The organism is Nitrospira sp. Ecomares 2.1, from assembly GCF_965152585.1.
The window spans coordinates 2,418,300-2,439,944 of record NZ_OZ224219.1 but is presented as its reverse complement, the minus strand read 5'-3'; the positions used below and the strand labels follow the sequence as shown (position 1 = coordinate 2,439,944).

Genomic DNA, 21,645 nt, shown 5'->3' with positions numbered 1-21,645 from the left:
ATCCACTAACGCCGACCTGCATCCACTGTCTATCCAAACCATTTAGCTCCGTTTTGAAAAAACCGTCGGGTCATGGTGATGACACGTCACGATTCCCTGCCTCTTACGAATCCCTCCCATTTCGTGTAGACGGGCATTATACGATGCCGTTCCATTTTTAGGATCTTTTTTAAAGACCGGGAAAGCAAGGGTTTCTGTCAGTTGGTCTGAACATTCCCCCGTGGTACTCATAGGGTGTACACAGTGTCATTCCCCGATCGGAATTAACCATAAATGTCAAGGATGGAGGTTTTATGAAAATGCATACGTCGAAGTCAGTTTGGTCGCTCACCATGTTTCTGGTGCTTTCATTGGGTATGTGGGGGACGTCTACCTCTGCTCAAGAATCTGAATCCTCGAAAGATTCGGCAGCATTTTCGGACGTGGGGCCTTCCCTGCAGGAACTAGGGGAAGCCCAACGGGACATTGATCGGTATGAAGAAGCACAGGACAATTTCAATGAAAATGTTGATCAATTTATGAATGACCGGATGCGGTACAACGAAGCCAGGGCAAAATTTGATCGATCGCGATCCATATATGAACAGGAAGAGCATCGGTTCAATAAAACCTATGAAAAATTCAGCCGAGACCGCGATCGGTATTTAGAGGCACGGGACAAATTTGTGGGTGCCCGAGAAAGATTTCAAGATGCCCGAAGTAATTTCTTTGGTAGTTCGATTAACGCATCCAGCCGGTCTAATGACGGACGCATGAAGGATAACCCGGTCGATAAGCGGTAACCTGTTTATCGAGGAACAGGGAAGGAACGAAGGAGTACTGATCTTACAAACTTTCAACGAGACATTCTGATGAATTGTTTCATTCACGAATGAATTTAAAATAAGGAGTAAAGGTTTATGAAATATTCAATCAAGATGAAAATGGTTGTTTGTCTTTTCTTTGTATTTTTGGCGGTGGGATGCGCGGGTGGTCCTCAAAAGGAAAGTTTCGGGGAACATATTGACGACAGTGTCATCACGACCAAAGTCAAAACCGCTCTTCTCAGTGATCCCGAAGTGTCTGGCACGGATATCAATGTGACGACCTTCAAAGGTCGGGTACAATTAAACGGTCTTGTGAATGACGCTCAGCAAATTGATCAGGCTGTACAATTGGCACGGCGGGTCGGTGGGGTCCAGGCAGTCGAAAACAATCTGTCCATCAAGTAAATGAACCATGTCACGATGAGTTCAACTTGAATATCAAAGGTTTTTACTACGAGGAACCGTAGAAAATGCAAAATGGCCTGGTTATCGGTGGGATCACTTTCATGATGATGTCCATGGGGTGTGCAAGCAGTCCTCTTCATGAAAGCACGGGAGAATTCCTTGATGATAGCGTCATTACGACGAAAGTGAAGACCGCTCTTCTCCGATGTCCCCTGGTGTCGGGTACCGATGTTCATGTCGAAACATTTAAAAATCGTGTTCAACTCAGCGGGTTCGTGGATGAAATGAGGCAAATTGACCATGCGATCCTTTTATCGAGAGAGGTGGAGGGAGTGGGCCTGATTGAAAATCGAATGAGTGTTAAATGAAGAATACCTTTTCGGTTGAAATGGATTAAAAATATGCAGCGCGTGGAGGCGGCTCAGGAAGTAAAGGGGACCTTTGGGCTTGTTCCTTTTATGGGAGTTTCCTTGGTCATACATGAGAGGAAAAAATTGCCCAATGGACCTTGTTCATCTCTGCGTGCCCTTCGTTTTAACTCAAGGGATGGGGGCCTTCCCCCATCCTTAGCCAACAAAATTTTAAACGCCTATTGCCAAATCCAATGATATGCCGACAGGCTTTCCGGCGTGGCCCTGAATTCCAGATAGAACGTAGCAAACATAAAAAACAATACCCCAAAAACAATTAAAATTATACGTTCCGTGAAAGATGGGGGTTGTTTCCTCCACGAACGGACTAAATGTGTTTGAGATTCATTCCTTCGTTCAAGGAGGATTTTCCCGCGATCCTCCCGAAAAAAATAGTCCTCATACATAACTGTTTCCTCCATCAAAGAATTTGGAATTTCAGGCGATGCCTATAATTCAAAAATACGCGTGGTTGCCATACTGGGTGGTGTGATGACAGATCTCATCTTTTCTTTAAGGCATCTCAATGAAGAAACCCCGTCAGCTTGCTGCCGGGCTCTTCATTATGAATAGCATTTTCCAGGCCCAAAGAACCGGCATTGAGGTATTAGCACAAGATTCTGATATTTCATTGGTGGAATGACACGTTTTGAGAATTTGAAAAGAACTCGAAAATCATCTTCTAAGGGTACACACTTTCTAATCTGTCCATCATTGAGCGGGATAAAATGAGCAGCCCATGCTGTTTAACTTGAAAAGTTGTTACATCTGAGAACAGGTCAGAATCTCTGCCGGAAAATTTTGTAATCATAAATATTGACATAGTGGCAGGGATGAGTTCCTCTATTCCTTATAACGCGACCAAGAATTGTTTCTGGTCATGAACCAATCGTAAAAATATCACGGTGAGAAGGGGTTTCTTAGAGGCGGATCGAGCACTTATTGGATCAAAATCGCACAGTGTGCTCACGGCAAAATCAATCATCTCTTGAAATCAGGGTAGTGGGAATGAACAATTTGGAAGGGGGAGAGTCGTGGCACCAGATGGTTGTTGGGGATGTCATGGAAGAAATGCTTTATTCTGAAGACGTGAAACAAGAATCAGTCGCTTGCACCCTGATTGTTTTCTTGTCTGAATGGAAAAAATACCGCTTCAAAATCTTCGGAAATGGTCTATTTATTTTTGAGGCACCAGCCTTGATATGCTAGAATCAATGCATGCGTTGTTGGATCCTTAGTGGAGTATTGATTGCGAGTAGTATTTTCTCAGGCCTTGAGGCGTGGGGATTGGAATTTACTGCAGATCAGATCGTGAAGGTTGGGCGGAAGACCCAAAAGGCCAACCTGTACTATCGGGATGACCGGTGGCGGTTAGAGCACCAGTCGATGGGTCCGGTCAACGTCACCATTGTGCGTAAAGACAAACAGGTGATCTGGCTGCTCCTCTCGCGAGTGAGGCACTTCAAGACCCTCCCCTATGATCCTGCACAGGAACCGAAATTGAGCGAGCATCTGGAGGGGGAAGTCTCGCGGGAAGAGATTGGAAGGGAGACGCGCGAAGGCCACCCGACGATCTTATACGAGGTGACAGTGAAGGAGGGCGATCAGACCGATGTCTACTACCAATGGTTCGCCACCGACATTCAGTTCCCGATGCAGTTGACCAGGAAGGACGGGAGCTGGAGCGTGGAGTACCGACATGTGAGGTTGCGGCCGGTGACCGACTATTTATTTCAACTCCCACTGAATTTTCAGCCGCTGGAAGAGTTCGACCCGCCAAAGAAAGAAGAATCCTAACCGCATTCAATGTCCTCACCTATTCGTTCAAGGGCGAGGTAGCCTGCGCCGACTGTTATATCTCCTGATCACTAATTTCTCTGTCTGTACACAAATTCTCCGTCGTTGGCCAAGGGTGATAATCTGTTGTGGCTTTTCCTGAGCCCGTAACGTTCGGTCCATGTTTGAATGGTCGAATGTATATTTAGACAGATGAGGGGGGGTAACCGATCACTTGCATATGCTGCACGGTCAGTGTTGTCGCGGTAAAGTCTTCCTCCACCAAGCCCTCCAGAAGAAGTGGCCGGTCGTTTGTCAGTAACGGTCCGTATCGTTGAAATATTTTCGGGAACAGCGTGGCGTCATAGAGCCCCGTGGTATCTTCGAGCGTGATAAATTCCATCGATTCGCCGTGTTTGGTCGATGCGGCTTTTTCCGTGATCAGCCAGCCAACCATCTTCACCCGACGGCCGATATGCATGGCCATCTCAGTCGCGCGGGTGATCTGCAGGTCTTGTAAGTGTTTCGCGTAGAGCGTTAATGGATGGCAACGGAGCGGAAAGCCGAAGAGCTCAATCTCATGCTGGATCAGCCGGTCTGTGGCATATTCGTGGGGAATCGGGAGCAGACGGGCCGCAGGCAACAGTGGGGTGGCGTGTGGTGTCACTGCTCTGGGTGAGGAGATTCCGCCGCTTGGATGATTGGCATAGACCCGCCAGAGGAGGCCGGGGCGAGTCACCTCACCGGCAATGGCATCGAAGCAACCTGCCAGAATCAATAGACGCGTTTGTGCCGGCTCGGGGGCGAGCCTACACAGAAAATCATGCAACGACTGAAACGCGCCGTGGCGATGGCGTTCTTCGAGAAGCCGATCAATAAATCCTCGTGCGATGCCTTTGATTTGCATCAAGCCCATTCGAATGGTCGTTCCCGCTCCCTCATATGCCCATGTGCTGGCATTGACGTCCGGGGAGAGAACGGTCAGCCCCATCCGGCGGGCTTCTGATACATAGGCGAAGGTGGAATAAAATCCACCCTGATTGCTGATGACGGCAGCCATGAATTCAGCAGGGTAATGGGCACGGAGATAGGCTGACTTACATGACACCTGCGCATAGCTGGCTGAATGAGGCTTGCAAAAGCTATAGCCCGCAAAACTCATCGTCATGGCCCACACCTGCTCAATGGTCCGGACATCCACCCCGCGCGCGCGCGCGCCGTCGATAAACTGACGTTGATAATCACGAAGTCGTCGTTCTTTATGTTTTTTGCTGAGGATTTTCCGGAGTTGATCGCCATCTTCTACGGAAAACCCCGCCAGGCCCATGGCCACTTTGGTGACGTCTTCCTGATACACCATGATGCCGTGGGTTTCCACGAGCACGTCTTCCACTAACGAATGCAAGGGTCGATAAGCACCGCCATGCGCCCGCCGGACAAATTCTTGAATGAACCGGTTCGCGGCTGGACGAATCAATGATGAGACGATGATCAGATACTCAAAGACGTCGGCGCGCGCGCGCTGATCGGCGGGCATGCCTGTCCAGAGTTTTCTCAGAAGCAGGCGGGTGGCGGGTGATTCAATATAAAAACACCCGATCGTTTCGCCTCGTTGAATGAACTGTTGCGTCCGGTGATCGGTTAACGGGTCCCAGGTGGCATAGTCGATGTGTCGACCGGTATGTTCCGCAATTGCCGCAAGAGCATCCCGAATGACGGCTAAAGACCGATTGCCCAGGAGATCGATTTTGACCAAGCCGGCATCCTCCGTTTGATCCTTTTCCCATTGAATGACCGGAATACCCTTTGCCGCCACTTCCACCGGCACATAGCGGCGGATGTCGTCAGGGACAATCACGATACCCCCGCAATGCAGCGACAGGTGACGGAAGCGTCCCTGAAGTTGAAGAGCGAGTCTGACAATTTCCGGCCATGGCTCGCGCAAATCGGTGAACGCCGAGACTCCATCAAGGGGTGAATGTGGTCTTTTGCCATTAGGTGGCATTGAAGACGTTGTGGATGGGGAAGCGCGAGGTTTTCCATTTTCTCGACTGGTAGGAGGACGGGGAGGCTGCCGGGTTCCAGATTGGGGGCAAGGGGATGCGGAGGACTGTTGAGCCGGCAAATCGGTGAGCGGGAGGCGGGTCAGCAGTCGACTCATCTGCTGAATTTCCGCCGGAGGCATGCCATAGACTTTAGCGACTTCCCGCACGGCTGCTCGGAGCGCGAGCGTATTTTGATTGGCCACCATGCCGGCCTGCTGGCTGCCATAGCGCGCGAAGACAAAATCTATAATGCGGTCCCGCTCATCCCAGGGAAAATCCACGTCGATATCCGGTGGATCGTGACGCCCGGGATTCAAAAATCGTTCAAAAAACAGATTGTGACGGATGGGATCCACATGGGTAATGCCCAGGCAATAGGACACGATGGATGCCGCAGCCGATCCTCTGCCGCAGGTGCGAGGCGCCTGGCGGACAATCTCGTCGACTACCAGAAAATAATGGGCGTAGCCTTTATCCTGGATGACGCTCAACTCGCGTTCGATTCGATCGATCACGACCGATGTCAGTGAACCGTACCGCCATCGGGCTCCGTTGTAGGTCTTCTCGCGTAGCAGAGTGAAGGCATGTGGGTCGGAGAGTTGGCGAAAATTCGGAAAAATCGTCTCTTTGAACGACCACTCGGTCTGGCACTGCTGCGCGATTTTCGAGGTGTTGGCCATCGCGTGAGGCACATGGGGAAACTGGGGAGCCAGTATCGCAGGCGGCACCAACCAATGGTTGGGTGCACAGCAGGCGTCCGGCGGTAATTGAGAGAGAGTCGTGTTCAAGTCGATCGCGCGAAGGATTTGATGGAGAGGGAACTCCTGCGGGGTCACGAAATGCACCCGATTGGTCGCGACGGGAGGAATGTGTGTGCGGCGGCTAAAGGCCAGGGCCTGGTGCATGAGTGCGCCAGGCGAGAGTTCTACGTATAGATCTTTAGGTGAGTGACGTTTCCAAGCGGTCAGTGCGGGAAGGTCATCAGAGAGAATGATCAGTCCTTTTCGGTGTTCCTGAACTGAGGCGATGCCGTCAAAGTCAGCATTGCAATGGCGTTGGGAGAGCAGGCGGCAGAGGTTGGTATAGCCAAAAGAATCTTTGACCAGGAGCACGGCGCGGTGCCGGTTGTGGGTCAGTTCGGCTCCCAGGATCGGGTGTAAGCCATGGGCCTGGGCGACTTCGATAAAGCGAATGGCGCCGTACAGTCCGTTCGTATCGGTCAGGGCGAGTGCCTCGGCTCCCTGTCCACTTGCCGTCTGGCACAAAGCTTCCAACGTGGACACTCCTTGCATCGGGGAGTACTCCGAATGAACGTGTAAATGGACAAAGGCTGACATGAGAAGTAGGGCTTCGACGATTAATTGCGCGCCTTTTTAATTAAAGTATTACTTTACTTTATGTGTGTGTTGATAACTTGTTGATGAAAGTAAGGCTTTATTTTTTCTATCTGTGGGTAACTTAATAATTAATACTATTGTTTAGATTTTAGTGTTTAAAAATGTAAAAAGCCTATTATCCATTGATTGTTTTTCATGTTAAGCAATGCCATAAAAAAGGCGATGCTCTCGCCAGATAGGCGAGAGCATCGCTAGGGAATTCCTCAAGATTCGGATATTTAATCTAAACGAGAGGCCATGTGTGAGCGTCCCCATTGAATGACTTTCATGCCGAACCGGGTATGCAAACGATCAAGGGCTAATGCCAAGCGATGGGGACGGGGTGGTGCCTGAGGTTCTTCCTGGTCCTGTGATGGAAAGAGCGACAGTTGTTCGGGCGGGGGACGAAAGCTATTGCTTCGAATGGTCAGTGAGCGAACACGCACGCGTCGTTGAAAGCAACGACGCAATAAGGTCTGAGCTGATGGAAACATATCAACCTCCCAATGTGTGGGTGTGGATAAGATAGATGAGCGGTGAACCATGAGCTGATCACTAGAGAGTAGTGTCAGTCTGAGGCGATGACACAGGCGCTGTTGCCGACGTAGATCATGGCAGAGAGCATCCAGAAGACACGACAGGCCTCCAAGGAGCCGGTCCTGGTCAATCGTATCCGGCTCAAAGCGATAGGAATGAGTCAACGATAACGAGGTCTCAGGAGCCACGACCGGCAAGAAATCAATCCCGCGTGCCCACTGGTAGAGCCGATGGCCCCATCGACCGCAGACGGCTTCCAAGGCTTCCAAGCTCACGTCGCCCACATCGCCGATGGTCTGCAGATTCAAATCGGCCAAACGTGTCTGGAGTGCAGTCCCTCCAGGGCCTCGTAGGCCGGGAAGGATTGAGACCGGTAACGGCGATAAAAAGTCCTGTTCGGAGCCTGCCCGGACATCACAGAGTTGAGGCGGCGTGAGGATGGAACTGGCCATTTGTGCGACAAGTTTGTTGGTTCCGATACCGGCGACGGCTTGGAGCCCAAGCCGTGATGTGACATCGCGCTCTAAGCGCATCGTGGTGTCACGGGTTGGGCCAAAGAGTCGAGTGGTCCCGGTCAAATCCAAATAAAAATGTCCCGGCCTGAACGACTCCCAAACGGGTGCGATCGGTGTCATGAACGACACGAGGGCATGATGGGCTTGGACAACACGGGTAGGGTTGGGAGGCACGAGTTGAAGTGAGGGACAGCGTCGTCTGGCCCGGTCGGCCGGAAGTCCCGGTATCACTCCCGCGTCTTCGGCTTCGGGGGAAACTTCACGGATGATGGCGCGGGACGCATGCGCAGAAGCCACGGCGACAGGTCTGGTGCGTAAAGAGGGGGTATCGAGGCGCGCCAAGGCCACTTCGAATCGAGGAATACATAAACAGACAATCTGACGATCCATTATTTTTCATCTAGCCACAATGCCGAATGACCCCGATCACCACTCCTTCAATCGCAAATTCATCCTGCGGGGTCACCAGAATGGGAGCCATGGTCACGTTTGCCGGATGCAGTTCTATCTGCCCTTCTTTATTGTAATATTTCTTAATCGTCGCCTCCTGATTCACCAGCGCGACCACAGTTTGTCCATTTCGCGCCATTTTTTGCTTGTGTACAATCACCAGGTCGCCGGGGAGAATGCCTTCATCCCGCATCGATTCACCTTTCACGCGTAATGCGAAATTATCTCCCGTTCGCAGCATGGAGGGTGGAACCTCCACCAGTTCGGTTTGGGGTATGGGTTCAATCGGGTTGCCGGCAGCGACGATACCGGCCATGGGAATTTGTGTCGGAGAGTCCAGGTGGGAGAGGATGGCTTCGACTACTCCAGGAATCCGGCGCATCCCGCACTCATAGCGGGTAATGGTCATGCGGGTGGTGCGGAGGCGTTCAGCGAGTTGGTTTTGGGTTAAACCGAGGCGTTGCCGAATGTGCTTAAAGGTTTCAGGCGTCACGTAACCAATGGTTACATAGCGACATGAGAGGTGTCAAGGATGGTGGTCGGCCAGAGATACACTCAAATTGCGTCGAGTGTGAATCTCGTAACTAGTTAATTTATATATTAATATTTTCAAATATCTCTCATGCTGAATGTGGGGCTCTATCGTGTCATCTATGGACGGCTTTCGAGAATGTCAGGCTTAGGACAGCTCATCGTGAGAAGACCCGTCAGCAATGTTTCCTGTTTACGAACCAAGAAGTGATCAAGATCCACCCTATAAAAAAAGCCCGCATGTTCATACCTGCGGATCCTGTACGGTCGTGTAACGTCGTGCAGGAATACGGCTATGGCTCAACACCTTCGATGGTCACAAGAAAAAAGAGGAGAATCTGATGTTTGAATGGCTGACAAGTCCTGAAGCATGGATCGCATTAGGCACGTTAACCGCGTTAGAAATTGTCCTGGGGATCGATAACATTATCTTTATCTCCATCCTTGTCGGACGTCTTCCCGAGAGTCAGCGGACGTTTGCCAGAAGAGCAGGGCTTGGCCTTGCCATGGTGGCGCGCCTGGGATTGCTGTTTTCAATTTCCTGGGTCATGGGACTCACCGAACCGTTAGTGACCGTGTTCACCCAGGCGATTTCAGGGCGCGATATTATTTTGGTCGGCGGTGGGCTGTTTCTCATGGCAAAAGCTACGCATGAAATCCATAACAGTCTGGAAGGGCTGGAAGAAGAGAGCGGGCACGTAACTGTAGCGGCCAGCTTGGGAATGGTTCTCGTCCAGATTGCGGTTTTGGATATTGTGTTTTCACTGGATTCAGTCATTACGGCGGTCGGTCTGGTTGATCAGATTTCTCTCATGGCGATCGCCATTATCCTGGCCGTGCTCGTGATGCTGATGGCTGCAAAAGCGATTGGAGATTTTGTCGATGAGCATCCGACCATCAAAGTTCTTGCCCTCTCATTTCTCATTCTGGTGGGTGTGACCCTGATGGTGGAGGGGTTCGAGGTGCATGTCCCGAAGGGCTATATTTATTTTGCGATGGCGTTTTCCGTCACGGTGGAAATGCTCAATATTCGCATGCGGAAAAAACGGGCCCCGGTCAAACTGTTCAAGACGATTTCCGAATAGCCGGAAATACGCGGATGCCGCAGGAAGCATTTGAAGTCGGCACACAAGAGGGGGAGAGGATGTGGTTTTGGACACCCGTCTGTATGGGGGGCGATCCCAGATGATGTGGTGCAAGATGTGCTACTGCGGATATTGGTGCTCGCGGCAGATCAATTGAACGTCTTGCATGCTTAATGGTTCTCGTGTCAAACCGCAGACATACCCGTTCTTCCCATGATCTTCATTGAAACGACAGGTGTGGCAGGCACCAAAGGCTTTTCGTCCATTGGCCTGCTGCATCCCTCGCAGGATTGAGCGCAAAGCAGAAGTCAGTTCAGCGATTTTCATGGGGTCCGTCATCGCCAGTGCCGGTTCCAGGCTTCTGGCGAGAAGGGCCTTTTTGCTGAGATTGCTCCCCTTGGTAGTCGGCGCAAGGCGTACGATTCGTTTGTCCTCATTATCCGCCTGCTTCCGCAGGAATCCCTTCTGCTCTAAGACCTTGAGCGATTGTGAGACGGTTCCCTTCGTGAGTCCCAGATACTCCGCTACGGCTTGCGGCGTATTTGAATAGCGGTTGCATTGCGTCAGATATGTGAGGGCTTCCATCTGCACTGGCTGTAATCCGTAACGCAGACCAAACGCCCGTGCCTCCATCCGTTGCAGGTTGCACAATCGCTCTAAGACCTCATTGGCTTCTTGGGCGCTCATAGGCCAATTGTATCGCCTCGATACAGATTTGACAAATGAAAATATCGCTGCTAAATTCCATATAGTTTCGACTCAATACTAATTTACATTTTTCAAAAGGAGGCAGGGTATGAAGAAAGCCGTATTTTATCATGCAGGGTGTCCGGTCTGTGTTTCTGCGGAAACCATGGTGACTCAGGCCATTGATCGTCAGCAATACGATTTGGAAATCGTGCATTTTGCGCAAAAACCTGATCGGGTGGGTGAGGCCGAAACGGCAGGGGTGAAGTCTGTTCCGGCGCTGGTCTTAGATGGGCAGGTGTTTCACGTGAATTTTGGTGCGTCCATGGGTGATGTGAAAGCCAGTCTTTAAGCCGAATAACTTAATTTTACAGAAGTGAGACGGATTGCGAAAAATCGTCTGAACCGGCTCTCAGTTAGCAACGAAAGGAGAAAATGGTATGCGTGTCTGTGTGAAGGGTCTGTATCTCGGGTTAGCTGTCGGGCTGTTCCTGAGTGGGGTTGCCTGTTCAGCGGTTGAAACCCCGTCAGGAAAAGTGACGGCATCGTTGTACGACCGGTTAGGAGGAAAGCCGGCTATCACAGCCGTTATCGATGAATTTGTCGGCAATGTTGCCGACGATCAGCGCATCAACGGTCGCTTTGCCACTACCGATATCCCGAAACTGAAGGGACATCTGGTGGATCAAGTCTGTGGAGCGACTGGTGGACCCTGCACCTATACGGGCAGGGATATGAAGACGACGCATGCGGGAATGCGCATCAGCAATGCCGACTTTACGGCGATGGTGGAGGACCTGGTTGCTGCCCTCGATACATTCAAGGTTCCGCAGGCGGAACAGAAGGAGCTACTCGGGTTGCTCGGATCCATGAAGTCCGATATTGTCGAAATTCCATAACTCTACCTGGGGTAATTCGCTCTGTGATATTCTTGGGGGGATGTGTCTCATCCTCCCAAGTATCCTGGCTTAGCCTTATAGAGAGCATTAGGAGCCTTGCTTCAGAGTCAGCGATATCTGTGAAGGGCTGTGTCATCGTGCCGGGAGGTTACTATTCAACAAGGAGAATTCAACGTGAGGAATGTTTCGCAAACCGAAATAGGAGTCGTTCAGTCGTTGTGGCGCTATCCAGTCAAGTCGATGAGGGGAGAGGCCTTATCCCTTGCTCAGGTCACCGCCCATGGACTTCAAGGAGATCGGGTCTACGCCATTCTGGATGGGGCCGATGGCAAAGTGGCCACCGCCAAAAATCCCAAAAAATGGCCGAATCTTTTTGCCTTTCAATCGAGCCTCATGGAGGGAGTCAGTGACAATGAATTGGTGCCTCGCGTCCGCATCACTTTGCCAGATGGCACGATTGTCACCAGCGAGCAAAAGGATTTATCTCAGGCCCTCTCTCAAGCCCTGAACCGTGAGGTCTCACTGGCAGTCATCGAAGAGGGCCGGGTGACCGGAGTTCAATCAGCCATGGCTGGAACCTGGATACCCCAGTCGGAAGAATACTGGCCCGATATGGATGGCCGGGAGAAGCGGGACACGGTGACGGATTTCTCGCTTCCGGCCGGCACGTTTTTCGACGCTGCCATGGTGCATCTACTGACCACTTCCACGCTCAACCAGCTTCGTGGTGCGTATCCGGAAGGGCGGTTCGAGGAGCCGCGATTTCGTCCGAACCTGGTAGTGGAATCTGCAGGGGATGGGCAGGAAGGGTTTATCGAACAAGGCTGGATCGATCATACACTGGGTATTGGGGACGAGGTGCGCCTGAAGATCACCGGCTCCTGCGGTCGTTGCGTGATGACGACATTAGCGCAAGGAGACCTTCCGAAGGACACAGGGATTCTTCGTACCGCTGTCCAACACAATTCCGGCAATGTTGGAGTGTATGCCTCAGTCACGCAGGGCGGTATGATCCACTGCGGTGACCGCATACGACTGGTGGACTAATCGGTCTCTGCATGGTGCTCATAGCCATACGTCCGATCTTCCACTCGTTCACCAATTCTGATTGACTCCTATGATTACTGAATTTGTCGTGACGGCGGGTGAAGCCCGCAAACGCCTTGATCAATTTTTAGTCAATCGGGAGCGGGACATATCCCGTTCCCGATTGCAACGATTGATCGAGTTGGGACGGATCCGTGTCAATGACAGGATGGTCAAACCGAGTCACACCATTCAACCAGGCGATCACATTACGATGGATGTTCCCCAGCCTGGACCGCTCCTGGTCAATGGGAAAGCCATGCCATTGGAAATTCTTCACGAAGATGAAGCCCTTCTGGTGATGAACAAGCCTGCGGGAGTGGTGGTGCATCCCACGTCAGGCAACTGGGTGGGCACCGTGCTCAATGCGCTGTTGGCCCATTTTCCAAATCCTGGTGATACAGAAATGTCCAATGGGAAACCGACGCTACCAGGACTGGTGCACCGACTGGATAAGGATACCTCCGGAGTGATGGTGGTCGCCAAGACCGATCATGCCCATCGTATGCTGGCGGCACAGTTTGAAGCACACTCGATCGATCGAACGTACGAGGCACTCGTCTGGGGGGCACCCCGGAATGAGCAGGGAGTGATCGAGTTGCCCATCGGTCGGGATCGGGGAGAACCGAAAAAGGTTTCATCCAATACCGCGCATCCACAACGGGCCATCACGGAATATCGGACTGTGAGAAAATTGGGTGACCTTGCCTCACAGGTGACGTTATCACCCCGCACTGGGCGGACACATCAGCTTCGAGTTCATCTGGCGTCTCTAGGGTGCCCGATTTTGGGGGATGAGACGTATGGCGGTCAGCACGTCTGTCGGGTCACGGAAATCGACATTCCACGGGTGATGCTTCATGCACGCACACTGGGGTTTCAGCATCCCGTATCCGGGATACTTCAGGAATATTCAGTGGATCTTCCAGTGGATATGCAAGGGATTTGTCAGTCGTTACTCCGTAGATAGTGGACTTTGACCTTTGCTCCTCCCCTGGATTTTCAGTTAATCCCCATTAAGTTTTTTCTCATCTGACCGTTACAATCGGAGAGCCTCCTTTGGCATGAGCTGCCATGGGTGGGGAAAGATTGGGCTTCTAGAATATCTACAATCAATAGGCATCGAGAAAGAATGAATCAGAATGTGGCGTAAAATCCTCCTGCTGTTGGTGGCGGTGATTGTCGGGTATGTGTCCAATGTGTCCAGTCAACCCGCCTGTCTTGAGAATGCCACGTTCTGGTACTCCCATGTGATGATGTCGAGTCAGCCGTTTTTTCTGAAATTGGAGCCGGGGCAGGATCACGTTCGTCGAGCTTTGGATGCTGTCGATGCCCCCTATACTGTGTGGCGTTCTGACTCCGATCAGGAAGCCTATCCACGAGTCGTCATTACGACCAGCTTCTGGTTTCCCTTCTTCGTTTCTGAACATTTTCATACCGAAGGGGATGCTTCAAGACAGGTCGTCTTTACCGCGCACTATTTGGGACTGTTTGGTTTTGCCTTATCGGTAGGGGATTCGGTTGAGATTGCAGCCTGAATCCTGTTTGGGCAAGCACCGTTATTTCCCATATTTTCGAACCTTAAAAAACAGGGGATCCGCAATTCCCGTGAAAAAGGGGGAATCAGACTTCGCCAAAAGGTTTGGCTTTCTGTTGGATGTTAAGAATCATGAATTCAGCTGGTTTGAGTGGTGCGAATCCTATCATGATGTTGACGATGCCGGCAGTCTGGTCAGAGGCCGAAATGGTATCCCGTCCGCATTTGACAAAATAGGCTTCATGGGCTTTTTGTCCTTGAAAAGCTCCCTGCCGGAAGAGTGATTGGAGAAATATTTCAATTGCTTGGCGGATGTGAGCCCACAGGGGTTCGTCGTTCGGTTCACCCACCACCCACCCTAATCCCTGTTGTATGCTTGCTTCCAGAAACAACCCTAGACGACGGACCGAAAGATATTGCCACTCACTGGAAGGTGACAGGGTTCTTGCCCCCCACGCGACAAATTGTGACGGAGATGTTTGCCGGATAGGATTGATTCCCATCTTAGTAAGTTGCCCCATTTCCGATTGCGTCAGTGTCTGTTCGATATCCTGAACGCCATGAAGGATGGCCTCCGTTCCTGCAGGGGCTTTCCATACTCCTCGTTGTTGCTCGGTTCTGGCCAAGACCCCAGCCATGGCTCCGCCGGCGGAGATGGTCTGCTGAGTTGCGTTTTTAAGTGACTGGGGGACTTGGACACGCGGAACGTACATGGCCACATTCGGATGGTGAATGTTTGATTGATGATTTACCCAGGTTGTCAGAGCTCTGACCGTTTGTCGGGGGGCATCGCGTTGGGGGACATCCAGGACATACATCGCACGGTGTTTGGCAACAAGAGCAATGGCTGCTTGCATGACTTTGACCGCATGGGTATCCGGAAGTTGCTCGGTTTGAGGAATGCACAAAATATTGAAACTCCCTATCCGGTCGAGAAGGGAAAGGCCTCGGAGAAATGGAGACACGCCTTTGATCGGTCTCGTTCCAATGCGTACCACCCAAATGACCTTTCCTCCATTATTAAAGAACTGTTTGATGCAGTGGGAGGAGAGAGCGTCTGTTGTGAGTCCCCCGTATTCTTTCTCAAATGCCAACCAGTTCCGGACCTGTCGTGGAGACGTCATCGACCCTTTGGGAAATGAACCGATGATGGCCGCGGTTGAGGTGGAAGCCGGTTCGATCGCCGGAGGGAGGAACGAAGCTTTGTGGATGGATGCGCCAGGAGTCGAGTGAAACTTTTTCATAAAAAACCGTTCAATCTCTTTCTGTGGCCATTACCTTTAAAGGGTATGAACACCGTTATGAATCTGAGGACGGCATATGGGGTAGTATTGCAGAACAGTCTGTTACGGCCTGCACCAGTTGATAATAATCTGTTCGCCTGAGCACGGAGTTCGGCGCGGTAGTCGAAAGAGAGTGAAAATCTCAACGATCTTTTGGAGATATTTAAGAGACTTCATTTTTTTTGATTGGCTATCCATCGTAAAATGACTTGAGAACCTAAAATTTCGCTAATAAAAAATCCACCAATTCCTCCAACGATAAGCAGCATAGTTCTTACCCACTCAGGGGCAGAGGCAAAGAAAATTTGAATAGGTAGAATGGTAACCACAACCATCGCTAACCATATCAATGCTGTGGTCATTGAGAACAAAAAGTATATTGAGCCGGATAAATAAATTATATGTCTACACTGTCGGCACCTAACAAAACTCTCTGGTGCGGCCATCATCTGAAAAACCAGAAAATTACCGAAAGGGCTACCACAAGATGGGCAAAACGCTTTCCGTAGAGGCGACTTCATTATTTGCTGTCTCCTGATTCTTTCTTCTTTTCCCATTATATATGGTTGAGAGATGTCAGGGTGTCAAAAGAAAACCAGGTTGTAAAAAATACCGATCCGATATTTTAGTCCATACGATCCAGGTGTATGAGCGGTTTATGGGGAATAGGGAGTTCCTCTATAGGTCTCACCTCGGAAATTCAGATTTCCCAGATAAAAGGCTGCGACCGTCAGACATTCCAGGCCGAACGGTAAATAGCCGGCATACCCGAGGATCGGCATTTCCCCCATTAGGACTGCGTGGACGTAGGGAATTGAATATTCCCAATGGACAAGGCTGTAGGCATTCCACATCTCCCAAAATACTCCACAGACCAAAGCTGCCAGAGCGGAAAGAATCGCGGGACTCCAGTTTCCTTTGGCCAATGGGGACAGGATGGTTGGAACCCTCCGAATTATTTGTATTCCTAACATGATCAGAAGCGGGCTCACCCAGAGAAGAGAATACAGCAGCGTGGGCCAAATCCCAATCATCAGAAGCCCGAAACAACCAAGGCTGAACATCAGCCATCCGGTGTGCGATTCATTGACTGAAGAGATGGCCAGCCAGTTTTCAAATGGTGCTCTTATCCAGGAAAAGGAAGACAGGTGTTCATAGGTACCCAGAACGGCGGGTAGAACCGTCGAAAATGAAAGAGTGAACCAGGAATAGGTCAGAAGCGGTTGAGTTGGTACCAGACCGACATAGTGCCAGTTCTGTACATACTGATTGAGATATTCAAACGTCCACCAGAAGCCTGCACTGAGGAGAAAGAGTTTGAAAAGATAAGCGGGCTGATGCGTGATCATGCACCTGCCGGTTCGAGAAAAGCATAAGGCGTTGATGACCGCGATGTAGCCAAGCCAGAGCAGGGGGAACGTATAGGGCTGCCATTCCTGGAACCAGGAAAAACGTGTCCACGCGAGGATTGAAGCTAGAGTCGTCCATCCTACGGCCATCCAACCCCACCAGGGAAACTTTTTGGTAGAACCGGATTTGTATGGGCTGTGGCACCGGGTTTTCCCGTAACGCCAAAGAAACGGGGTAACCGTTGCGGAAATGAGCAGGGCCAGGAGTCCAAATATCGGCCAGGAAAGAGAGGCGTTTCCTGACTGTAGAGGAATGGGCAATAGAGCCAAATCCTGGGGAAGAGGTTGGCCAGATAGCACAATACCCAGAGGAGGCAGCCCAAGAAGCAAAAAAATAAGAATGCTGCCGTTGATTACCTTTGTGGAAGACATGGGAATGTAAAAAACAGAAATCCACGTGTAGAGATTGAAGGCACACATGAAGCCTTGGTTCAGCTTAAACCAGGCTTGCCTCCTGAGCCAACAGCCAAGAATGTGGGGCAAGGTTAAACCGCCGGAATTTAGCAAGATCCATTATGGAACTTGTCATGTGTGTGCCAAGAGCGCAGAATGCTGGAATCACTTGGAACCTATATAGCCTTGGCGAGCCCCGGCTGAATTCTTTTACCGTCTTTCCAGGCCGCATTTCCAGCATGTAGTAAATTCTTTTTGATGCAATTCTCCGCATCCGGAACAGGTCCATTGCGTTGCTTCGAGAGGCTGAGCTTGTTCCCAGTCTTCAAGTAATCTGTTGGCCCGGTTAAAATCCTCGTCCTTCAGCACCCACAGTTCCGGGAAGACCTCAACAAATGGCACTTCCCCTCCCAACATCGCTGAGCGTTGATTCTTGATCGTGGACGGTATCTGGGCCTGATCCAACAGTTCTTTTCGGGATTCCACGTCGATGAGGCTTTGCGAGACGTACAGTTTTTTCATGGTTCATGTACCTGGTGTTGGATAGGCAACAAAGACGAAGAGGGGAATGTGCCAACCAACATATCGGAATGATTCAGACTAAAGCGATCAAGCTCCATTACACAAATATAAGTAGGGGAAATCCAGTCAAGATCTTTAGTGAGGGGAGAACCTTCGATCCTGTATGGGGCCATGTGGGAAAAGAAGACAATCTTTTTCGAAATGACTTTGGATGGAAAGGCTTTCTTCTTACATCCACCATCCTGTGCCCCCACCAATAATAACTGTAGCAATGGAAAAGTAGAGAAGAAGGCTGGTCACGTCGGCAGTCGAGGTGACCATGGGGCTACTTGCAACGGCAGGATCGATTCGGAAAAAATTCAACGCGACAGGAAACAAGACGCCAATCAGATTGGAGACGAGGACAATAGCCGTCGTGGCTAATCCGACAGCGAGTCCAATACTCCAATCGCTTCGGCCAACGCCGATGAGACCCACCCCCATTCCCATGGTAATGCCCAACAGACTTCCCACGCCGAATTCTTTGCCCAAAACCTTTATCCATTGGCTGCCTTTGACATCTTCAGTGGCCAAGGCGCGGACCATTAATGTGGCGGCTTGAGTTCCGGTATTCCCGCCACTGGCCATTAACAATGGAATGAAAAAGACGAGGGCTATGGCCGAGGTTAGAATTTCTTCATATGCGGCAAGCACCACAGATGCGCCCAGATTCACCAGAACCAACCCGATGAGCCAGGGAATCCGTTTTCGATACAGACCCCAGACACTCGCCTCACGGTAGCTCATCTTGAGTGGTTCAACGGCCGCCCCTTTCTGAATGTCCTCGGTGGCTTCTTCCGTGGCCACGTCAAAGACATCGTCGGCTGTGACAATGCCGAGGAGTACCCCATTGGTGTCGACAACCGGCAACGCAAACAGGTCGTATTTTTGCATGATTCTCACGGCTTCTTCCCGATCCTCTTCCGGAGCCAAGGCCACAAAGGAATGATCCATAATGTTTTCAATGGTGGCTGAGGGAGCGGCCAAGACTAATCGCTCCAATCCTAAGGCATTTAACAGTTTCTCTTGAGCATCGGTCACGTAAATGATGCCAATTGTTTCAGCTTCTCTTCCTTTTCGTCGAATATGTTGTAAAGCCCGTTCGATTGTCCAGCTTGGGAGGACGGAGACAAAGTCAGGGGTCATGAGACGTCCGATGCTTTCTTCAGGGTATCCCAGAAGTTTTCTTGCTTCGATCAGGTCAGGAGGGCTGAGGAGATTCAGCAGTCTCATGGTGGTCTGACGAGGCAGATCTTCGAGCAAAACGGTACGATCATCCGGACGAAGCTTCGCTAAGAGTTCGCGCGCTTCTTGATCGGTTAATTCCGTTAAGAGAGAATCCTGAATGTCCGGCTCTAGGTAGGAAAACACTTCAAACGATTGGGGGAAAGGCAACGCATGGTAAAGAAGGACGCGATGGGTTTTCGCCATGGTAGAGAGCATTTCGGCTATTTCGGGGGAGGGTTTGTCTGTTAAAAGATTCTGGAGTTCCTCCCATTTTTGCTCATTGAATAAGGATTCCATCCGGGTATCTGCCATGATTTGATCTCCTTGATAGGCCTATGCACTCGGCCTGAGTGCCGGGTGAGGATCATATACTGGTAGGGTTGGAGCTGAAAATCAAATATGGAGGAACAGAACACAGTTTGAGGAAAACAATGTAGTCTTCCCCAACTTACTCAGGATGTCTAGTTCTGCTTCCTCTAAGCTTTGAAGATTCGTTGGAAAACGAAAGAAGGACTACCGGCGGGAAATTATTCCCCCCTTGGATTAGGAAACAATTCAATATCAGTGATATCTCTGGCGCCCACAGTGGCAAGCTGTAGGCGACTGGGAACCTAAGCCACAGAATTCACTGGCCAATGACGCGATGTAATGCAATAAGATTTCCACTGGCTATTTTCCACACCCGAATCCCTCCATACCCGGTCCCTGAGACCACCCAGCGGCCCATCGGATCAATGGCACAGCTGCTGACCCAGCCTGTATGCCCCTCCAGAGTCCGGAGCAATGCCGGATCGAGCAGATCCGGTATCGGTCACTGTGGCTTGAGATACGAAAAAACAAACGTTTCTTCCAGCAGATTCGCTTCCTCCTGCAAAGAGAATTCGTCTTGTACCGGGTTTAATCAGGTCGTGAGTACGGCTTCCAAAAAGATCTGGCCAGCAAACAGATGGGCGTCCTGTGGAATCTGACGTTGAAGACGGTTGAGACCTTTGTCTTGTTTAGAACCGATAATTGCACGGGGAATATCCCCCTACGACAGTGGTTTTCAGACAATTAAGCTACTCTGGCCGTTCCTGAAAGTGTGGACGCTCGGAGGGCACGCCATACAGCATGCCAAGGGGAGCCGTTTCGTCTTGATTCAAAGTTTTCGGTCCGGGAAATATCCGCAGGGGCACAGGGGGAGTGAGGGTACTGGGTGGATCTCTACTGGTGATGGAGATATGACTTTGATCGGCCTGGGAATGAACTGCGATACATCCCCCTACTTTTGAAATGTCTCTACGAGGGTTTGGGAAATTATCATGAGGGCCGCATGTTGTTCTCGTTCTGAGAATAGATCCAACGGTTCTTGTGGTGGACAAGCCCATTGATATTTGTCTAGGCCCGTGGGTCCCGCCGAACTGGAACTGATCGGCACACAAAACATGCGGATGTGTCCGTTTGCCGCAGCTTCCTCAAGCGGAGGCAGTTCATGGTTCATGATAAAGTCTGAGTCAAAAAATGAGGGTTGAGAGGTGAGATTGCGCGTTTCCTGCGGCATAGAAGGTCAGAGGATAATATTGAAGGGATTGAAGTGGGGAACAAGCTGTAAAAGGTAGGTTACCGTGAAGGACGAAAATTCACAATATTTTGGAGGAAGCTTGTGAGGGAAAAAGGGAGGCCGATAAATGGCAATGAGAGTAGGTACTCTCTTCCAGGCATACTGTCTTACCGGATGCCCCAATGAATCTGATAAGACAAATCATAACCCCACTCATTTTGAGTCCCTCCCAATACCGATCCGCTGAACGAAATACGATAGAGGCCACTCTCCTGTATGGGAAATGTTACTGTGCCTCTCCCGGATTGAGAAACCATCTTATGGTAGGGCGTGTCGCCAGATGGCGCAGTTCCAATTTTATACAGGTGGATGGTGAGGGACCCTTTGTGTATCACCGTCTCATACTCAGCGAAAAATTCCTGGCCTTTTGTAAAATAAAATGTGTTAAGGCCCCATGAGTAGCCTGATTGAGTATTGGTAATTCCATTTCCCTTGATGTTACGAGATTCATAGCCCAAGGTCTCCATTATGCCGGTGGCCAAGGCCAAAACCATCCCAACGACTAATACGAACAACATTCCGAATCCGCCGACCACGACTTTTCCGGAAATTTGGTTTTGCTTTTCTAGAGCAACATTTTCCATAAATATGCCATGTTGATGTTGGTCTGCCTTTTTTCCATCTCAGTTCTCTCCTGGTGTATCTTTAGGAATTATCGGCCTCGTCCGCTACATCCTTAATCTCCACACGGCAATGTTTATGGGGTATGGGCGGAGACCTATAACGTGGACAGGTACGCTCTACCGAACCAGGTCTGTCCCCCAGCAAGCAAGGACAAGGAACCCATGATAGTGGGGTGATTCTGTATGTGATGGCTGTTCGGATGGGGCCCGTGCATCTGGGTAAACAGCATATGCCACCTATTACCGCAAATCCGGGTAACAGAGCCCCCCAGCACAGGTACATGAGGTAAAAATGGATCGGGAGTTGTTGCTCTTGCTTTTGCGCTGTGAAGTTGAAAGAACGACGAAATATTTCGCGTGGATTTCTTCCCGGGCATCAATCATCCCTTTTCGTACTGTGGAAC

Annotated in this window: 22 protein-coding genes; 11 read left to right on the top strand and 11 right to left on the bottom strand. The window is 50.5% G+C overall.

The window, feature by feature from the left end:
* Positions 1 to 293 precede the first annotated feature (293 nt).
* The 5 genes from ACWHYD_RS10665 (at position 294) to ACWHYD_RS10645 (ending at position 3,418) form a co-directional block, all read left to right on the top strand.
* The gene (locus ACWHYD_RS10665) at positions 294 to 782 is read left to right on the top strand and encodes a hypothetical protein (RefSeq protein WP_447962018.1); all 489 of its coding nucleotides are present in this window, start codon (positions 294 to 296) and stop codon (positions 780 to 782) included.
* A 117-nt stretch (positions 783 to 899) separates the two neighbouring features.
* Positions 900 to 1,211 (top strand): BON domain-containing protein, encoded by a 312-nt coding sequence (locus ACWHYD_RS10660; RefSeq protein ID WP_447962017.1) that lies wholly within the window; start codon positions 900 to 902, stop codon positions 1,209 to 1,211.
* Positions 1,212 to 1,312: 101 nt separating this feature from the next.
* Positions 1,313 to 1,579, top strand: coding sequence for a BON domain-containing protein (locus tag ACWHYD_RS10655; RefSeq protein ID WP_447962016.1), 267 nt, complete (start codon positions 1,313 to 1,315; stop codon positions 1,577 to 1,579).
* A gap of 1,050 nt (positions 1,580 to 2,629) precedes the next feature.
* Entirely contained in the window at positions 2,630 to 2,830 is a 201-nt protein-coding gene (locus ACWHYD_RS10650; RefSeq protein WP_447962015.1) for a hypothetical protein, read from the top strand.
* A 9-nt stretch (positions 2,831 to 2,839) separates the two neighbouring features.
* Entirely contained in the window at positions 2,840 to 3,418 is a 579-nt protein-coding gene (locus ACWHYD_RS10645) for a hypothetical protein (RefSeq protein ID WP_447962014.1), read from the top strand.
* A gap of 184 nt (positions 3,419 to 3,602) precedes the next feature.
* Here ACWHYD_RS10645 and ACWHYD_RS10640 read toward each other — a convergent pair whose 3' ends face one another.
* The 3 genes from ACWHYD_RS10640 to lexA all read right to left on the bottom strand — a co-directional run bounded on the left by ACWHYD_RS10640 (position 3,603) and on the right by lexA (position 8,813).
* The gene (locus ACWHYD_RS10640; RefSeq protein WP_447962013.1) at positions 3,603 to 6,779 is read right to left on the bottom strand and encodes a DNA polymerase III subunit alpha; all 3,177 of its coding nucleotides are present in this window, start codon (positions 6,777 to 6,779) and stop codon (positions 3,603 to 3,605) included.
* Between the two features lie 278 nt (positions 6,780 to 7,057).
* A complete protein-coding gene (locus ACWHYD_RS10635; RefSeq protein WP_447962012.1) occupies positions 7,058 to 8,260 on the bottom strand; it encodes a DNA polymerase Y family protein in 1,203 nt (400 codons plus the stop codon).
* Between the two features lie 10 nt (positions 8,261 to 8,270).
* Positions 8,271 to 8,813 (bottom strand): transcriptional repressor LexA, encoded by a 543-nt coding sequence (lexA, locus tag ACWHYD_RS10630; RefSeq protein WP_447962011.1) that lies wholly within the window; start codon positions 8,811 to 8,813, stop codon positions 8,271 to 8,273.
* Positions 8,814 to 9,192: 379 nt separating this feature from the next.
* Here lexA and ACWHYD_RS10625 point away from each other — a divergent pair, with 379 nt between their 5' ends.
* Positions 9,193 to 9,936 (top strand): TerC family protein, encoded by a 744-nt coding sequence (locus tag ACWHYD_RS10625; RefSeq protein WP_447962010.1) that lies wholly within the window; start codon positions 9,193 to 9,195, stop codon positions 9,934 to 9,936.
* Between the two features lie 120 nt (positions 9,937 to 10,056).
* On the opposite strand, the gene ACWHYD_RS10620 is transcribed toward ACWHYD_RS10625, so the two are convergent.
* Positions 10,057 to 10,623 (bottom strand): MarR family winged helix-turn-helix transcriptional regulator, encoded by a 567-nt coding sequence (locus tag ACWHYD_RS10620; protein ID WP_447962009.1) that lies wholly within the window; start codon positions 10,621 to 10,623, stop codon positions 10,057 to 10,059.
* A 109-nt stretch (positions 10,624 to 10,732) separates the two neighbouring features.
* On the opposite strand from ACWHYD_RS10620, the gene ACWHYD_RS10615 reads away from it, so the two are divergent.
* The 5 genes from ACWHYD_RS10615 (at position 10,733) to ACWHYD_RS10595 (ending at position 14,146) form a co-directional block, all read left to right on the top strand.
* The gene (locus tag ACWHYD_RS10615; protein ID WP_447962008.1) at positions 10,733 to 10,975 is read left to right on the top strand and encodes a thioredoxin family protein; all 243 of its coding nucleotides are present in this window, start codon (positions 10,733 to 10,735) and stop codon (positions 10,973 to 10,975) included.
* Positions 10,976 to 11,063: 88 nt separating this feature from the next.
* Positions 11,064 to 11,522: a group I truncated hemoglobin gene (locus tag ACWHYD_RS10610; protein WP_447962007.1), complete on the top strand. Its 459-nt coding sequence runs from the start codon at positions 11,064 to 11,066 to the stop codon at positions 11,520 to 11,522.
* Positions 11,523 to 11,696: 174 nt separating this feature from the next.
* Positions 11,697 to 12,569, top strand: a complete 873-nt coding sequence (locus ACWHYD_RS10605) for an MOSC domain-containing protein (RefSeq protein ID WP_447962006.1) — start codon at positions 11,697 to 11,699, stop codon at positions 12,567 to 12,569.
* Positions 12,570 to 12,639: 70 nt separating this feature from the next.
* Positions 12,640 to 13,578: an RluA family pseudouridine synthase gene (locus ACWHYD_RS10600; RefSeq protein WP_447962005.1), complete on the top strand. Its 939-nt coding sequence runs from the start codon at positions 12,640 to 12,642 to the stop codon at positions 13,576 to 13,578.
* 172 nt (positions 13,579 to 13,750) lie between these two features.
* Complete coding sequence (locus ACWHYD_RS10595; protein ID WP_447962004.1) at positions 13,751 to 14,146, top strand: hypothetical protein; 396 nt, start codon at positions 13,751 to 13,753, stop codon at positions 14,144 to 14,146.
* Positions 14,147 to 14,231: 85 nt separating this feature from the next.
* Here ACWHYD_RS10595 and ACWHYD_RS10590 read toward each other — a convergent pair whose 3' ends face one another.
* The 7 genes from ACWHYD_RS10590 to ACWHYD_RS10560 all read right to left on the bottom strand — a co-directional run bounded on the left by ACWHYD_RS10590 (position 14,232) and on the right by ACWHYD_RS10560 (position 21,202).
* Complete coding sequence (locus tag ACWHYD_RS10590) at positions 14,232 to 15,389, bottom strand: phage tail sheath family protein (protein WP_447962003.1); 1,158 nt, start codon at positions 15,387 to 15,389, stop codon at positions 14,232 to 14,234.
* Positions 15,390 to 15,601: 212 nt separating this feature from the next.
* Positions 15,602 to 15,790, bottom strand: a complete 189-nt coding sequence (locus ACWHYD_RS10585) for a hypothetical protein (protein WP_447962002.1) — start codon at positions 15,788 to 15,790, stop codon at positions 15,602 to 15,604.
* Positions 15,791 to 16,084: 294 nt separating this feature from the next.
* Positions 16,085 to 17,098, bottom strand: a complete 1,014-nt coding sequence (locus tag ACWHYD_RS10580) for a hypothetical protein (RefSeq protein ID WP_447962001.1) — start codon at positions 17,096 to 17,098, stop codon at positions 16,085 to 16,087.
* A 342-nt stretch (positions 17,099 to 17,440) separates the two neighbouring features.
* Positions 17,441 to 17,752, bottom strand: a complete 312-nt coding sequence (locus ACWHYD_RS10575) for a putative signal transducing protein (RefSeq protein WP_447962000.1) — start codon at positions 17,750 to 17,752, stop codon at positions 17,441 to 17,443.
* A gap of 228 nt (positions 17,753 to 17,980) precedes the next feature.
* Positions 17,981 to 19,330, bottom strand: a complete 1,350-nt coding sequence (gene mgtE / locus ACWHYD_RS10570) for a magnesium transporter (protein WP_447961999.1) — start codon at positions 19,328 to 19,330, stop codon at positions 17,981 to 17,983.
* Between the two features lie 313 nt (positions 19,331 to 19,643).
* Positions 19,644 to 19,802 (bottom strand): hypothetical protein, encoded by a 159-nt coding sequence (locus ACWHYD_RS10565; RefSeq protein WP_447961998.1) that lies wholly within the window; start codon positions 19,800 to 19,802, stop codon positions 19,644 to 19,646.
* Positions 19,803 to 20,725: 923 nt separating this feature from the next.
* Positions 20,726 to 21,202, bottom strand: a complete 477-nt coding sequence (locus ACWHYD_RS10560) for a hypothetical protein (protein ID WP_447961997.1) — start codon at positions 21,200 to 21,202, stop codon at positions 20,726 to 20,728.
* Positions 21,203 to 21,645: the final 443 nt, after the last annotated feature.

What these genes read in the sequence shown, in the direction of transcription:
- ACWHYD_RS10665 (WP_447962018.1), top strand. Translation starts at nt 294, where the DNA reads ATGAAAATGCATACGTCGAAGTCAGTTTGGTCGCTCACCATGTTTCTG.
- ACWHYD_RS10660 (WP_447962017.1), top strand. Translation starts at nt 900, where the DNA reads ATGAAATATTCAATCAAGATGAAAATGGTTGTTTGTCTTTTCTTTGTA.
- ACWHYD_RS10655 (WP_447962016.1), top strand. Translation starts at nt 1,313, where the DNA reads ATGATGATGTCCATGGGGTGTGCAAGCAGTCCTCTTCATGAAAGCACG.
- ACWHYD_RS10650 (WP_447962015.1), top strand. Translation starts at nt 2,630, where the DNA reads ATGAACAATTTGGAAGGGGGAGAGTCGTGGCACCAGATGGTTGTTGGG.
- ACWHYD_RS10645 (WP_447962014.1), top strand. Translation starts at nt 2,840, where the DNA reads ATGCGTTGTTGGATCCTTAGTGGAGTATTGATTGCGAGTAGTATTTTC.
- ACWHYD_RS10640 (WP_447962013.1), bottom strand. Translation starts at nt 6,779, where the DNA reads ATGTCAGCCTTTGTCCATTTACACGTTCATTCGGAGTACTCCCCGATG.
- ACWHYD_RS10635 (WP_447962012.1), bottom strand. Translation starts at nt 8,260, where the DNA reads ATGGATCGTCAGATTGTCTGTTTATGTATTCCTCGATTCGAAGTGGCC.
- ACWHYD_RS10625 (WP_447962010.1), top strand. Translation starts at nt 9,193, where the DNA reads ATGTTTGAATGGCTGACAAGTCCTGAAGCATGGATCGCATTAGGCACG.
- ACWHYD_RS10620 (WP_447962009.1), bottom strand. Translation starts at nt 10,623, where the DNA reads ATGAGCGCCCAAGAAGCCAATGAGGTCTTAGAGCGATTGTGCAACCTG.
- ACWHYD_RS10615 (WP_447962008.1), top strand. Translation starts at nt 10,733, where the DNA reads ATGAAGAAAGCCGTATTTTATCATGCAGGGTGTCCGGTCTGTGTTTCT.
- ACWHYD_RS10610 (WP_447962007.1), top strand. Translation starts at nt 11,064, where the DNA reads ATGCGTGTCTGTGTGAAGGGTCTGTATCTCGGGTTAGCTGTCGGGCTG.
- ACWHYD_RS10600 (WP_447962005.1), top strand. Translation starts at nt 12,640, where the DNA reads ATGATTACTGAATTTGTCGTGACGGCGGGTGAAGCCCGCAAACGCCTT.
- ACWHYD_RS10595 (WP_447962004.1), top strand. Translation starts at nt 13,751, where the DNA reads ATGTGGCGTAAAATCCTCCTGCTGTTGGTGGCGGTGATTGTCGGGTAT.
- ACWHYD_RS10590 (WP_447962003.1), bottom strand. Translation starts at nt 15,389, where the DNA reads ATGAAAAAGTTTCACTCGACTCCTGGCGCATCCATCCACAAAGCTTCG.
- ACWHYD_RS10585 (WP_447962002.1), bottom strand. Translation starts at nt 15,790, where the DNA reads ATGACCACAGCATTGATATGGTTAGCGATGGTTGTGGTTACCATTCTA.
- ACWHYD_RS10575 (WP_447962000.1), bottom strand. Translation starts at nt 17,752, where the DNA reads ATGAAAAAACTGTACGTCTCGCAAAGCCTCATCGACGTGGAATCCCGA.
- mgtE (WP_447961999.1), bottom strand. Translation starts at nt 19,330, where the DNA reads ATGGCAGATACCCGGATGGAATCCTTATTCAATGAGCAAAAATGGGAG.
- ACWHYD_RS10560 (WP_447961997.1), bottom strand. Translation starts at nt 21,202, where the DNA reads ATGGAAAATGTTGCTCTAGAAAAGCAAAACCAAATTTCCGGAAAAGTC.